Annotated in this window: 8 protein-coding genes; 4 read left to right on the top strand and 4 right to left on the bottom strand. The window is 41.4% G+C overall.

Annotation, left to right across the window (positions count from 1 at the left end; translation table 11 throughout):
* Positions 1–10 precede the first annotated feature (10 nt).
* From JXQ92_RS17465 to JXQ92_RS17455, 3 genes are all read right to left on the bottom strand, one after another.
* Positions 11–3175 (bottom strand): UvrD-helicase domain-containing protein, encoded by a 3165-nt coding sequence (locus JXQ92_RS17465; protein WP_421987932.1) that lies wholly within the window; start codon positions 3173–3175, stop codon positions 11–13.
* A gap of 57 nt (positions 3176–3232) precedes the next feature.
* The gene (locus tag JXQ92_RS17460; RefSeq protein ID WP_421987931.1) at positions 3233–6310 is read right to left on the bottom strand and encodes a gliding motility-associated C-terminal domain-containing protein; all 3078 of its coding nucleotides are present in this window, start codon (positions 6308–6310) and stop codon (positions 3233–3235) included.
* A gap of 154 nt (positions 6311–6464) precedes the next feature.
* A complete protein-coding gene (locus JXQ92_RS17455) occupies positions 6465–9662 on the bottom strand; it encodes a gliding motility-associated C-terminal domain-containing protein (RefSeq protein ID WP_421987930.1) in 3198 nt (1065 codons plus the stop codon).
* Positions 9663–9869: 207 nt separating this feature from the next.
* On the opposite strand from JXQ92_RS17455, the gene JXQ92_RS17450 reads away from it, so the two are divergent.
* From JXQ92_RS17450 to JXQ92_RS17440, 3 genes are read left to right on the top strand one after another with little or no spacing between them, the layout of a single operon-like run.
* The gene (locus JXQ92_RS17450) at positions 9870–10262 is read left to right on the top strand and encodes a DUF3127 domain-containing protein (protein WP_421987929.1); all 393 of its coding nucleotides are present in this window, start codon (positions 9870–9872) and stop codon (positions 10260–10262) included.
* Between the two features lie 3 nt (positions 10263–10265).
* On the top strand, positions 10266–11462 hold the full coding sequence (gene lhgO / locus JXQ92_RS17445; RefSeq protein WP_421987928.1) for an L-2-hydroxyglutarate oxidase: 1197 nt from the start codon (positions 10266–10268) through the stop codon (positions 11460–11462).
* Between the two features lie 39 nt (positions 11463–11501).
* Positions 11502–12341 (top strand): endonuclease/exonuclease/phosphatase family protein, encoded by an 840-nt coding sequence (locus JXQ92_RS17440; RefSeq protein WP_421987927.1) that lies wholly within the window; start codon positions 11502–11504, stop codon positions 12339–12341.
* Here JXQ92_RS17440 and JXQ92_RS17435 read toward each other — a convergent pair.
* On the bottom strand, positions 12338–13243 hold the full coding sequence (locus JXQ92_RS17435; protein ID WP_421987926.1) for a YheT family hydrolase: 906 nt from the start codon (positions 13241–13243) through the stop codon (positions 12338–12340). The two genes, JXQ92_RS17440 and JXQ92_RS17435, sit on opposite strands and share 4 nt — an antisense overlap.
* 162 nt (positions 13244–13405) lie before the next feature.
* On the opposite strand from JXQ92_RS17435, the gene JXQ92_RS17430 reads away from it, so the two are divergent.
* Complete coding sequence (locus JXQ92_RS17430) at positions 13406–15814, top strand: TonB-dependent receptor (protein ID WP_421987925.1); 2409 nt, start codon at positions 13406–13408, stop codon at positions 15812–15814.
* Positions 15815–15834 lie beyond the last annotated feature (20 nt).

Genomic DNA, 15834 nt, shown 5'->3' with positions numbered 1-15834 from the left:
TCGTGTCATTTTAAAACATTGTCATTTGAGGTGAACCGTTTTGCTCGGTGACCACACGTACAATTACAGGTTCCACATATATTAAATGACCTTCAACTTGATCATAACCCAAGGCCTTCATTGCGCGCATATATCGACGTACTTGCTCATGATGTGCATCTGATTCTTTTTCTTTTTTATAGTCGATCACAATGGCTTTTGTGCCTTGTGTTAAGAGTCTATCTGGTTTGTGAATTCTGTCTTCAAACCAGATTTCCTTCTCATTGAGCACTTCATAGCCATCAGAAAACCAAGGGGCTATTTCAGGGTCTGAAAAGAGCTTTTCTATGCGAATCGACACTTCTTTAACCGCCTTATCATCTAACTCTCCAGCTTGTTGCATCTGTTTCAAAACCATTTCCAAATCATCTTGGGTATGTATGGCTGATAAAACCTCATGGACTTGATTGCCTATAGTGATGTTTTGAGCGCTATCTCCTTCTTGCAACATGAAAAACCGATCAGAATCATTTCTAATCGTCAACTTTTGAAGGTAGGATGAGGCGGGGTATACTTTAACGGTTTCCGTTTTTGCGCTGACTTCACTGTTTCCAATTTTAGCACCACTTTCGCCAAATTCGAAGTCGATGTATTCGGAATTTGCTAGCTCTTTTGCTTCGGTATTTGGCATTAACTTCCAAAGCAATGATTGAATGGAGGATAGCGATGGATTCTTTGATTTAGATGCCCCATTTGGCGCGCCGATATATAGCTTCTCCTTCGGCCGAGTAAAGGCTACATAGGTTTTATTGAGTACGTCCAAGGCGAACGCTGCTGATTCTTTATGAAATTCATCAGCAAAATGAGAATTGGCTAATGATCGCTTGGAATAATCGAGTGGTACGAATTTTAAGGATTGATAAACTTCTGGTAAATCGGTCGTCCAGAACTGATGTCGCACGGGTGGAATAATACTCCAATGGGTGAAAGGAATGAAAACAATCGGTGCTTCCAATCCTTTTGACTTGTGAATAGACATAATGCGCACTGCATTATTCTTTTCGTTTGCTGAAACGGTAGTTTCATGGCCTTCATTGTCCCACCATTCCATAAAGGTATTGATGGCATTGATTCCTTTTTGGGTTTGTTCCAAAACGACATCGAGGAACTGCTGTATATAAACATCGCCGTGGTCTGTGAAATTGAAAATCAGCAATACTTCACTAACTAAATCGAATAGCGACTGTTGTTTTAGGTGGTGTTTTTGTTCTAAAAAGGATTTCGGGAAACCGGCTTCTGCTAGCGTCATTCGGTTGTTTTTTCCTCTTAAGAATACTGCCTGGTGATCTTCAGCGCTTAATTGATGATACAGCGTAATTAAATTCATCAAAAGTATTTCATCAAAATCTGATTGCAGATACCTGAATACTTCTAAGACAAACTGAACCAGCTTGCTCTGTGTGATTTTAAGTGATTCCCCGTTGATAAAGGTGATATGTTCACTCAGTAAAGCATTGGCAATGCTAGGAATTTCACCATTAGCGTTGACTAGTATGAGCATATCGCTCAGTTCGAAGCCTTGTGCTTGATTCTCCTTAATCGTTTTAACTAGATCGTTTAAAGCGGCTTCCTTCCAAGGGTTTTCATTTTTCTCATAGAAACGCACCCGAACATAGCCACCCGCTTTGCCCTTTGCTGTTTGTTGATGCTCATGGTAAGCTTTTTCAAAAACCTCAGCATCAGTTATGTTTTCATGTGCTCCTATTAGGGCGGGCAACTGGTCGAATACCTGATTATTGAAGGCTACTACTTGTTTTAAGCTTCGGTAATTGTCCTTAAGGTTCTGATTGGATAATGCAGTAAAAAAAGCACCAAGATCATATTCTAATTCAGATAAGAGCAAGTTCATATTCCCCCCTCTAAACCGGTAAATTGATTGTTTTACATCGCCAACGATGAGTACATTATTATCTTCTGAAAGGGCATTAATAACCAGCGGCTTTAGGTTACTCCATTGGAAATTGGAGGTATCCTGAAACTCGTCTATCATGATATGCTTGAAATAGCTCCCTAGTTTTTCGAATATAAACGGAGCATCGGCTTGATCTAGAATATCTCTTAGGATGAGGTTATTGTCTGAGATAAGCATCACATTATGTTCATCTCTATAGTTTTTCAAGTGCTTATTAAGTTCTTCCAAAAGGCCGTAAGAAAACATGTTCTTTACAAGTGTTCTTGCGGTATTGTATTCCACCTGATACTCGTCTATATACTGAACTATACCCCTTGCCACATCACCAAATCGCCCTGAAACGAATTCTTCAATTTGATCTGCCTTATCCGATGTTTTGGTGTACCAAGTATCTTCTCCGTTTACGGCCTTTAAAAATGTTGCCGATAGCTCGAAATTTCCTGAGGCTATCTTCTTAAAGGTATTCGCTACGCTTCTTGATCCGCCTTTGAAGTCTGCAACGGTAAGTCCACTTGCTGAAATAAGGTCTAAGGCCTCATTGCCATAGCCTTTTAATTCATTCTCATAGGTTTTGACCGTTTTCACCATGGTGACGATCATTTTCTTGAGTTTGTCTAAATCGAGATCGACGGTCTTAAAACCGGCTTGAAAGGCTTCAGAAAAAAGGCTTTTTCCCAACTTGGCCATGTTCTGATCGACATTCCAAGACTTATCATTCTCCATTTGCTCATTGGCAAATGACACTAACCAATCTCTAACTTGCTTGTTATCGTCTAAACTCCTGAATAATTGATCTATGGACTCATTTAAGGCTAAACTGGTATTCATTTCCAATTCATAACTCATCGGTAAGTCGAGCTCGCGGGCAAACGATCTGAGTACTTTGGAGAAGAAACTATCGATGGTTGATATTTCGAAACGTCCGTAATTATGAATGATTAGCTCATAAGCCTCGTTTGCTCTAGCTTGAATGCCTTTTTCATCTAGTTCGTCGGCTAATTCTACTTTTAAAGTATCAAACATGGCCTCCTCTTTCCCTTCAGCGATGGCTAAAAGCGAAGCGAGTATCCGACGTTTCATTTCCTCAGTAGCCTTATTGGTAAAAGTAATCGCCAAGATATTTCTAAAGTCTCTTGGGGAAAGCAGCACCAACTTTAGGTATTCTTTTACAAGGGTAAAAGTCTTTCCAGAACCGGCAGATGATTTATATACTGTAAGCGACAACTTTGTAATGTTAGACTAAGGTCCAAATTAGTGAATGCGCCAGAAAAGTGAAGTAGATTATCGGATTAACTTGAAGGTACCACGGTAGGTTTCTTCAAATGTCTTGTCGTTGATTGAAACGGAATAGAAAACGATGTAAGAATAAAGACCGGCAGGTGCTTCTTGGCCTTCAAAACGACCATCCCAACCTGAGCCAATATCATTACTGGAAAAAACAATTGTACCCCATTTATTATAGACTTGCATGGAATAAGGTAAGGTACAATCGGTAACGGCATTAAAAGTATCATTCACCCCATCGTTGTTTGGGCTAAAGGCATTCGGTAAAACCACTTTTGGAAACCTCTCTGCGACGTTTACATTCAAAGAGGCTTCACAACCATTGGCATCCACTATTCTGACAGTATAGCTCCCTTTACCTAGTCCAGAGGTGCTTTGATCATCCACACTCGGGTTATTACTCCAAAAGAACTGGTAATTTGGGGTGCCTCCTTTGGCGCCTATAAAAGCCGTTCCATTGGTTTCTTGAGGACATACGGCTGGGTTCAATAGCGTGGCTAAATCTGCCTCAAGTAGTGGTGGTTGATCGATGGTAACACTTGTACTTACTTCACAATTGTTGGCATCCATCACAGTTACGGTATATGTACCTCCTCGCAAACCGCTTATTTGCCTGGTATCAGTTGTCCTAATAGTACCATTGCCTTCCCACAAGTACCTGTATTCTCCATCGGGAAACGGCACACCACCAACTGCCATTATTTCAGCTATTCCGGTATTGTCTTGAAAACACAAGGTCGAATTTGATTCTGCGTCGATAATTTCTAAAACCTCGGGTTGATTTACTTCAAAGGACTGAACTAATTCACAGCCGATCTCATCGGTGATTGTGGCTACATATGTGCCGATGGGTAAATCGCCTATGCTTACACCCGTCATTCCATTATCCCAAATCACCTTGTAATCTCCCGGTTGCCCTCCAGAAATATCTAAGGTGATGGTTCCGTTGGATTCGCCATGGCATAAAACATCTGATATGGTTGGGGTGGCCACAATTGGTTCGTGTATGGTGACAACAAGCTGCTCGGAAAAGCCTTCACAACTCGAGATCAGGGGGTTAAATTCTCGATACCAAACGCGACCAATTCCTGGGCCTGACCATCGGATATTGACTGAATTACCAAGATTGCTTCCTATTATTTCTCCATGACTATCTACAAACCACTCATATTCAGATCCCGCTGTTTGGTTAACGGAATAGGTTACATTATCAAAATCACCAAAACAGATACCATTCGGATCGTTTCCATCGCTCATTGGTAATGCTGGTTCCAATGCCGTATTTATCTTAACATCGAAAGAAAGTGTGTCTGTATTACACTGATCGAGGTTGATCGGCAGTACTTTTATGAATGCGCTGTCATTGGCTATGCCCCAGTCTACAGTAATGCTGCCAGAATTACCTCCGGAAGTAATGGTTCCGCCTTCAATAAACCATTCATAAGTGTTACCCGCTGGTCCATCTACGCTATAAATAATATCGGTGACTTCTGGGCAAACTGATAAAGGACCAACAAATTCGTTAATTGCTAATTCTCTAACAGTGATCATTTTTGTAATGGTTACCGCATTATTACAGAGACTGCGTCCACTTGAGGCGGTTAATGCAATCTCATATTCTCCTGCTTGCGTATAGGTATGAACTGCATTTTGCTCCAACCCTAGCGTACCATCACCAAAATCCCATTGGAACGTATCGAAAACAGGATCTTGTCCTGGAATGACATCAAATAAGGCAGCAAAATTGGTCGGTAGGTTCACACAAACTTGATTGTCATTCTCAATTTCGAGGCTTTCGGCTATCTGAACTAAATCTAAGTTCCCCAGACTCGAACCAGCCAAATAGCCAAAGGATTCTTCCTCTCCAAAGGAGTACAAATAAGGAAGCACTCCATTTTCGGCGGTCAGTCTGTGGTTTCCTTGCTGATAAACCAAATTGGCATATGCTGCATTTCCTTTGATGGTAAATTCGCTCGTAATATCGACGCCATCAAAAACGATGTTTCGAAGATTATCGCTGGTAGTGACAAGGGTCATATAATGTGTAGTCGACCTAAATGTAGGCAGGGCACTAAAATTTACTTCATTAATCCCTTGTGCTGTGGGTGCTAATACAATCATGAAGGGGTCTGAAGGTATTCCGTCACAGGCTTGGCTTCTACTAAACTGGGCCATACTTATTGGCTCATTTGAAGAAATGGTTCTTATGCCTTCTAAAGTTTCAATGACATGATATTCTCCAGCATCTAAATCAATAGTACCAATTCCTTCAATATTGACTCTTGTACCATCGGTACCGGCTAATACTTTAAATAAATCGCCTCCACTTCTACTTTGAAATGGTACGTAAAGAAATTCTCTACCCCATGCTGAAACAGGTGGCATTTGTTCCATCAAGTGATCTTTTGTAGGGCCACAATCCCCCACATTGGTCGATTTATTACCTGAAAAAACCGCAATCTTCTTACAAATTCTATCAGATCCTACGATGGAACGAACTAGTGTACCTGTTAAGTCATCTACAGATTTTACATGATATGTTTCGCCTGCATCTAAGGTGAAGGTCTGTGTCTCCCCTGCTAGCCATCCTTCAGATGTATCTACAGAAGGAACGACTATAATTTCAGTCGCATTCTCTGTGGCTACAATAACAATGTTTGATTCGCCTGCGTCATTGCTTATCGTATCGGTCTTTACATGAGCAATGGCGTAATATTCGGTATCTAAAGCGTCAGTAGGCAATACAGCGGTAGCATCTATACTTGCCGAACGTTTGTTCATGGCGTATACGGAGATGTCGGTATCGGAAGTAACGTGTATTCCAAAATCATTTTTACCGGCAAGTGAAGCCATTAATTCACTAGGAAGAATCACTAGGCTATTTCTACCAGGTTGTACCACTTTTTGATTTAGGAAATCACCACCCGGATTTAGAATAGTCACATTGGCTCTTTCTTCGGCGTTAATCCATATTTCAAGAGAGTGGCCTGGGATAAATTCGTTTTCTGTAAATCCTAACCAAAAATCTTTACCAACTGTATTGACCTGCCCTTGAACCGAGGTAATACAAAGCAAAATGAAGCAACAGATTAACTGGAGCCGAAAAACAGATTTCGGTATGTAAAAGAATTTATTCAAGTGACAAACTACTAAGGTTGCTTAGCGCAACTTCTTGTTTACAACAACTAAACTAACTCTAGAACCTTAGAACGGAACAATGAGCGAAATACTATCGAAGTAACTTCAGAGAGCCCCTGTAAGTTTCTTCAAAAGCCACATCATTTAGTGTTCCTGCATAGAATATGACATATGAATATTTACCGGAAGGTGCATCTTGGCCTTCAAAAGTGCCATCCCAGCCACTATTTACGTCTTCCGTGGAATAAATAACGGCACCCCACTTGTTATAAATTTGCATTGAGAACCGAATTGCACAATCAGTGACCGGTGCAAAAACATCGTTGGTATTGTCATTATTCGGACTAAATGCTGTTGGAATAAAAATTCTTGGGAAGCGTTCTTCTACCTCAATTGAAAGGGATGTCTCACAACCATTAGCATCTACTATTCTTACGGTATAATTTCCCTTGCTTAAATTCGATGCGTTTGGATCGTCGACAGAACTATTATTACTCCAGAAGAATTGATAATCTGGCGTACCTCCTTTTGCATCTATAAAGGCCGTACCATTCGAAGCTTGAGGACAGATGGGTTCATTGATCAAAGTCTCTAAGTCTGGCTCTAATAGAGCGGGCTCATTGATGACAAATGTGGTTGAGGTTTCACAACCATTGGCATCAACAATATCTACTGAATAATTACCTGCTCTTAAACCATTGATAACACCGGTATTGGAAGAGGCTGAAAAACCATTCGGGCCAGTCCATGAGTAGGAATAATTGCCATTGGCAAAAGTGGTTCCTCCTGTTAGAAAGATTGTTGCACTTCCATTTGATTCTTGAAAACATCTGACATCAATAAGCTGATTATCTGCTACAGCCAAAACATCAGGCTCAGTTACCGTATACGTTTCGGTGATGATACAACCTAGGGCATCAGAAATAGTCGCCACATATTCTCCAGCAGCTAGCCCCATAATGTCTTGACCGCTCATTCCATTACTCCAAGCAACACTATAATTCCCTGGTTTTCCTCCCGAAAGGGTAAGACTTATTGTTCCGTTAGCATCGCCATTACAAAGGGTGTTGGTAATTGTAGGTGTCGAAATGATTTCCGTGTAAATGGTAACGTCTAGTACATCTGAAAAACCTTCGCAATCGGAAATAAGTGGGTTAAATTCTCGATACCAAATTCTTCCAGTTCCAGGGCCTGGCCATCTCACTCTAATTTCATTCAAACTGTTATCGGTAAGGATAACACCACCATCAATAAACCACTCGTATTCCGATCCGTTGGTTTGTGGTGTAAAATAGGTTACTTCATTAAAATCTGTAAAACACACTTCTCCTGCTGTAAAACCATTGCTTTGTGGCAAGGCTGGTTCAAGTCGCTTGTTAATAATCACATCTAGTGTCAGCGTATCCGTCTCACAACCTAATTCATTAATCCCTACAACTTTTAAGAAAGCATCATCCCTTGCCGCACCCCAGTCAACTAAAACCCTGTTTTCATCGGAAGTTCGCGTAAGTGTACCGCCTTGAATCTCCCAAACGTAAGTCTGATCCACAAAACCATCGACGATATATTCAATGTCTGTTACATCTGGACATACTGAACTAGGGCCATTGATGACATCGACAAAGTTATCTATTACAGTAATAGTCTTTAAAACCGTTTCTGAGCTACCGCAAGCACCACCCTCTGAGGCTCTAACCATAATGATATATTCTCCCGGTGCTAGATAAGTATGCGTTACATCTTGCCCCATTTCAACAAGACTGCCATCACCAAAGTCCCACTCGAAAGTGTCAAAGCGAGGATCTTCACCTACCGGAACTTCAAAATCAAGTCTAAAGTCTACCTCATTATTTACACAGGCTTCCGTATCGATTGTACTGATCTCCGGATCTTCACCTAAGATTAAAAGATCTAAGTTTTCTAACGAAGCTCCGGCAGCATAACCGAAGGATTCAATATTTCCGAAACCATAGATATAGGCGATGAATCCCGCCTCAGAAATCAAGGTATAATCTTCTCCGATGTTTATGTCCACATTGGCGTAAGAAAAGCCTGTACCCGGCACACTGATAAAATCTGCTGCTGGTATATTAGTACCATTGAGCGTGATATTATTCACTTCTGCACTTTCTGTTATTACAGTTACAAAATAATTATCGATCACATTGGCTGTCAACGCATTAAAGGTTACCTGCGTCAATTTTTGTTCATTTGGACTCAACATGATCATAAAAGGATCACCTGGCCCTGCACTTGTGTTATTATCACAACTTAGTGCTTGACTAAATTGGGCTACCTGAATCGGTTTATCGGCAAATATTCCAACCACATCAGTCTCTAGTCTTCTCTCCGTCATACCCGCATCAAGGTTCACGATATCGCCACCGATTACAATTCGTGTATCGTCTTCTGCGGCAGTTATCTGAAGTACATAGGCTGTTCTTAATTCGTATGGAGCGGCAATGTAGTTTTCACCCCATGTCGTAACTGGAAACATCTGTTCATACAAATGATCGGCTGCAAATCCTCCTAAATCCGAACCTGACTGACAGTCATCTCCACCTGTTACTCTACCCCATTGATTACCTCCGAATACCGCGAAATTCTTACAATCGCCGGTATTGTCATTACTTAGTTCTATCAAGGTACCTGTAAGGTCTCCATCCGCTTGTACCTGATAGACATCGCCTTGATTTAAAGTGAGATCGAATGTTTCTCCGGCATTAAAACCTCGTGCATCGACAGAAGGTGTGATTTTGAGCTGGGTATCATCTGCCGTGGCTACAATTAAAAATGACGAAGGACTGTCTTGTTCTCCATTGTTGTTATTGTTGAAAGTATCTCCTGCTGGATACTCCTCCCAATACGCCGAAACGTAATATTGATTTCCTAAGGTATTTACTGGGAGCACTACCGCTGCATCAGCACTTCGGCTTCTACTATTGAGGGCATAAACGCTAATATCAACATCAGAGCTAACACGAATGGCTCTTGCTTGGATTGTGCCAGAACCTGAGGCAGCATACCTGTTATCTGTTTGCAGCGCAATTACTTCACGGTGAGTCACCCCCGGTTCAACGGTAATGTTTAATGTTCTTGAATCAGTATAAATGAAGATCTCTACTTCCGCTCTTTCCTTGCTGGTCAGAAAGATTTCTAGAGATGACGGGGCTCCCGGATCGAAGTTTTGCATAAAACCGAGCCAAAAGTCTTTCCCTTCGGTGGTTACTTGTGCATTTAGATTCAATGCACCCGTAATCAGAAATATAAGTAGTATTAGTCTTTTCAATTCCTCAGTTTCCTTGTAGAATCTAAATGTCGAACTTCAAATATGGCCATATTTTCTATTTCTCAAACGTGTTTATCAATCAATTATTCCATTTGATCGGTCTTATGACAAATGCAATTGAGAAATGTTTAATTATTGTGCTATTCTATTACACCGCAGCTTGCATCTTCCCTCATAATTCAATTGTTTTGAGCAAATTTTTAGTCAATGGAAATCAAAGCGAAAGTCGAAAAAATATTCCCTACCCAACAGGTAAGCGGATCTTTTAGAAAAAGAGAATTTGTGGTTGAATATGCAGATAATCCACAATACCCAGAATTGATCAAATTCGAGTGTATTCAGGATAAATGCGATCAGTTAGACAGTTTTTCTGAAGGACAAGCGGTAAATGTGAGCTTTAACCTTAAAGGAAGAAAATGGACCGACCCTCAAGGTGTTGACAAATACTTTACTTCGCTGCAAGCTTGGAGAATTACCGCAGACCAAGGACAAGCCGCGCCTCAAGCAAGCGCACCAGCAGGTGGAACGCCTCCTCCTCCCGCGTCAAATGACGAACCAGATTGGTTAAAGTCAGATGAATCTGATGACTTACCATTTTAATTAATGAAGTACGACATTGTTATTGCCGGAGGTGGTATTGTGGGCCTTGCAACGGCCTACCAAAGCTTGGTGAAAAATCCCAAGCTGAAACTTGCATTGATCGAGAAAGAAGATCGACTTTGCAAGCATCAAACTGGCAATAATAGTGGTGTGATTCATTCAGGCCTTTATTACAAGCCAGGAAGTCTGAAAGCGCTCAACTGTATCAATGGATACAATATGCTGCTCGATTTCTGCAATAAGGAAGAGATTCCTTATGACCTATGCGGAAAAGTGGTGGTGGCTACAGACGATTTTCAGCGCCCGCTTCTAGATAATCTTTACAATCGAGGCCTAGAAAATGGACTCGATAAAATTGAGAAGATCAGCATTGAGGAACTAAAGGAAATTGAACCCCACGTTAATGGAATTGCCGCAGTAAAAGTCCCATATACTGGTATTATTGACTATGTAGCCGTTGCCGAAAAGTATGCCGACAAGATTAGAGCAGCTGGTGGTGAGATTTTCTTAAATGAGAAAGTTGTTGGCGTTAGTGAGTCGAGCAGCCACTCAGTAGTGGAGACGAGCAATCGGTCAATTGAAACCAAGTTAGTGGTCAATTGCGGTGGCCTTTATTCCGATCGATTGGCAAAAATGACATCCGATAATGTCGATTTAAAAATCATTCCTTTCCGAGGTGAATACTTCAAATTGGTACCTAAAAAGGAGTATTTGGTCAAACATTTGATTTACCCAGTACCCGACCCAAACTTCCCTTTTTTGGGCGTTCATTACACACGAATGATCAATGGCGGCATTGAAGCAGGTCCGAATGCAGTATTGGCTTTTAGACGTGAAGGCTATAAAAAGTCCCAAATTCATCTAGGTGAACTAGCAGAATCCTTAATGTGGCCAGGCTTTCAAAAAGTCGCCTTGAAATACTGGAAAACTGGTTTTGGCGAAATGTATCGCTCGTTTTCGAAAGCTGCATTTACCAAAGCGCTGCAAAAGCTTATACCCGAAATTCAGGAACAAGATTTAGTAGATGGTGGTGCCGGAGTTCGTGCCCAAGCCTGTGATAGAACGGGCGGCTTATTAGACGATTTCTCGATAATAGAGGCAAAACATGCCATTAACGTATGTAACGCCCCTTCACCAGCGGCTACCTCCTCTTTAGCCATAGGCGATACGGTTAGTGACCTTGTGATTAAAAGGTTCTAAATCGGTTCAGTTGAAATTCCAAATTCGATATATTGTGATATGAAGAAGCTCTTCCTGTCACTGCTGATCTTATGCACCATTTCCATTCACGAATCTGCCTTGGCACAGGTTCACACCTTCATGTCTTACAACATCCGGTATAACAACTCCAATGATGGAGAGAATAAATGGGATGTAAGAAAAAACGAGGTTGTTGAATTAATCAATCATTATGAACCCTTGGTTTTTGGTGTGCAAGAAGGCTTACTGGAACAGGTAGAATTTATAAGTCAAAAGTCTGGCGCATACAAATACATTGGTGTGGGTAGAGATGATGGAAAAGACAAAGGCGAATTCAGTCCCATTTTCTATAACACAGAGCAACTTAATGTACTAAAACAGGGTACATTTTGGCTATCAGAAACACCAGGTAAGGTTAGCAAAGATTGGGACGCCGCTTTACCACGAATTTGCACCTATGGTCAGTTTCAATTCAAAGACTCAAAGGTCACTTTTTGGTTTTTTAATACCCATTTCGACCATAGAGGTAAGGTTGCCCGAGAAAAATCAGCAGCCTTGATTATTGAACAAATCAAAGTATTAACCGAAGATAAAGCGCCCGTAATCCTTTCTGGTGATTTTAATGCAATACCGGACAGTCAGCCCATTCAAAACATACTAACTCATATGGCGGATGGCTTTACCGCTAGTCAAAAGCCATTCTACGGACCCATAGGCACATTTAGTGGTTTCGATACTTCCGCCAAACTAGAAGATAGAATTGACTACATTTTCTTCCGAAATGCAGCAGGTATCAGCTTAAGCCATATTGACGATAGACGAAGTAATGGGCTCTGGGTATCTGATCATTTACCCGTGCTCTTCCGTGCTAAATTCTAGTCCTCTATTATCCTAAAAGTGCTACCCTCAAAAAACTCTAGGGTTCTACGTTCAGCATAAGTAAACTTCTCTCCTGCTTGCGCAAAACCCACATGTCCTCCGCGTTCTGGTGTTTCTAGGTATAAATTAGGCATCTCATTGGCCAAATCATACGGATAACAATTGCCAATTAGCAATGGGTCATTGATGGCATTCAGAATCATTATGTCCCTTGTGATTTTAGAGATGTACGGAAATGGATTACAGTACACATAAAATTCAGATCTACTCTTGAAACCATGCAGCGGTGCGGAATATTTCTCGTCAAAAACTTCCAAAGTGCTCACATCATCCAAGCCAGAGATGTCTATATCATTATACTGAGCTGCCTTAGCGGCAATTTTAAGCTTCAACTTTTTAAGGAATCGCTTCTCATACACTGCATTCCCCTTCAAACCCAAAGTGTCCACACTTTCAGGCAAAGAACAAGGCACTGATATTACCATCCCCTTTTTTACCCGATCAGGCAAACCAAATTCAGACTCTTCCCCTAGATACCTCAGTGTTTGTCCGCCGCCCAAACTGAAACCTACCATGCAAACCTCTTGGTAGTCGTATTTTTCTAAAGCATGGTCGACTACGGTTCTTAAGTCATAACTAGCCGCATGATGATATAGAATACGCTGTTTGTTCATTTCGCCATTACAGCTTCTATTGTTCCAAGCCAGCACATCCCAGCCATTATCTCGGAATAATTTGGCCATTCCAGTTACATAATGTCTATCCGATCCGCCCTCTAAACCATGGGAAATAACTATTAATCTTTCATGACCCTTTCTTATCCAATCAAGATTTAGAAAATCATCATCGGGCGTATCGATTTTTTCTCTTTGATAAGACAAATCCTTAATCTTTCGCGTCACGCTCGGGATTATGGTCTCCAAGTGTCCATTGACATAAAAAAAAGGCGGTCGTTTATAATTTGACGCTACTCGTGGCATATTATGAGGTATATTGAGCGCAATCAATAAAATTTAACTGTAGACACCATATAATCACCCAAAATTCAGTCAGAAAAATTCGGAATGTTACGTTGGATAAAGAAGTTGATGGTTGCCGGCCTGCTGTTTGTAAGTTTTGATGGGTTCGCACAGATGGTCTCTGTGGTAAACGAAATGGACAATCGTCCGGTAGAACAGGCCACAATTCAAGAAGTGGGTACCGATCGTGCAGCCATAACTAACGGCGCTGGACAGGCTTCTCTAGCTGGTTTTTCTGAAGACGGCACTCTACTAATTCGTCACCCCTCCTTTCGTCCCAAAGAAATAAAGTATAGCGCCTTATCTCGGTTGAACTACATTGTTAGGCTTACGGAAGAAGTTATTCAAATGGGCGATGTAGTGATTTCAGCAAATAAATGGGAACAAAACAAACGCGAAATTCCTCAGCGCATTACAGAATTTAAGGCCTTAGAGATTGCGCAAGCCGAACCAGCCACTGCTGCTGATCTCTTAAGCATGAATGGGCAGGTGTTTATCCAAAAGAGTCAATTAGGAGGTGGTAGCCCGATTATAAGGGGCTTCTCGGCCAATTCTGTTTTAATCGTAGTGGATGGCGTCAGAATGAACAATGCCATTTTCCGGAGCGGTAACTTACAGAATGTCATTACCCTAGACCCTAACAACCTGCAAGAAGCAGAAGTGGTTTTTGGACCAAGTTCAGTTATTTATGGCAGCGATGCCCTAGGTGGCGTCATGGATTTTCATTCCAAAAATCCGGAGTTTTCTCCCGAAGGGGCCACTATCCAAGGGGAAGGATTTACACGATACGCTTCGGCGGCAAACGCCTTAACAAGCAACATTCAATTACAACTAAACCTTCCAAAATTCGCCTCCTTCACCAGTGTAACGTATAATAATTTTGATGATTTAAGGACCGGCAGCAATAGAACTGATGAATTTCCTGACTTTGGAAAAAGACTAGAATACGTAGCGCGCATCGCAGGAGAAGATCAGGTGATCCAAAACGACGATGTAAACTTACTGGTAAATTCAGGCTACGATCAATGGAATTTTCTTCAGAAGTTTAGATGGCGCATGGGGTCGTTTTCCGACTTCACTTATTCGCTACACCACTCCACCTCTTCCGATGTACCACGCTACGATAGGCTCACGGACAGAACCAATGGAAGCTTAACCAATGCGGAATGGTACTATGGTCCGCAAGAATGGCAAATGCATTCCCTACAATCTCGATTCTTCTACCCTACTAAGCTCTTCGATCAATTAAAAATGACAACTGCCTTGCAGCGTGTTACAGAAAGCAGAAATGAGCGGCGTTTCGGGAGCGACTTATTAAGGTCTAGAAGAGAATCCGTAGATGTGCTCTCTTTTAATGTGGACTTTGAAAAATCTTATGGATTTACCGGCGAACTTTATTACGGTTTAGAGGCCGTTTTAAACGATGTGGAATCCAGTGCCCAAGAAACAAACATTGTCTCCGGCGACGTTTCTCCTACAAGTACCCGATACCCAGACGGTGGTAGCAGCTTCAATACGCTAGCAGCTTATATCAGTACCAAAAACCATTTGAATGAGACACTAATCCTTTCTACTGGCCTAAGATATAGCTATACCTCGCTGAATGCTCAATTTGTTGACGACACCTTTTTTGACTTTCCATTTGATGAAATAAACCTTAAAAATGGAGGACTCACCGGAAATATTGGTCTTGTTTATCTTCCAAAACCGGGGTGGAAGCTGAATGCATTGCTTTCTAGCGGTTTTAGAGCACCAAATGTAGATGATGCGGGTAAAGTCTTCGACTCTGAACCAGGCGCAGTGGTGGTACCCAACCCTGACCTCAAGCCGGAAACGAGTTATAATATTGAATACGGCATAAGCAGAACTTTTGACTCTGAGCTGAAAATTGATTTCGTGAATTATTACTCCTTTTTAAGAGATGCATTGGTCCGAAGGCCTTTTACATTCGATGGAAATAGTCAAATTCAATATGACGGAACGCTTAGCAATGTATTTGCTGAAGTAAATGTTGGGGAAGCCTTTATTTGGGGAATTAGCCTAAATATATCCGCCCAGTTGTACGAAAATATCACGTTGAAAAGCAGTTTCACCTATACTGATGGAGAAGATACCATTGAAAACCTACCGCTGAGGCATGTCACACCTCTTTTTGGAGAAACTAGCATCACTTTAACCCAAAAGAAATTTAGATCTAGCCTGATTGTGAGGTACAGTGGCGGAGTTGATTTCGAGGATTTAGCCCCTTCAGAGCAAAATAAACCTCAATTTTATACAAGCGATGGTGCACTACCTTGGTCCACGCTAAACCTTAACAATTCTTACCAAATCAATGATCGGTTCTCGGTAAACCTCAATCTCGAAAATATTCTTGATACCCACTACCGCACATATTCTTCGGGCATAAGCGCGCCGGGGTTCAATGCTATTGTATCACTAAGGGCTAAATTTTAGTAACATAACAGTTTATTAAT

The sequence above is a fragment of the Roseivirga sp. genome (assembly GCF_049099775.1).
Classification (GTDB): domain Bacteria; phylum Bacteroidota; class Bacteroidia; order Cytophagales; family Cyclobacteriaceae; genus Roseivirga.
This window is presented reverse-complemented; position numbering and strand designations above follow the sequence as displayed.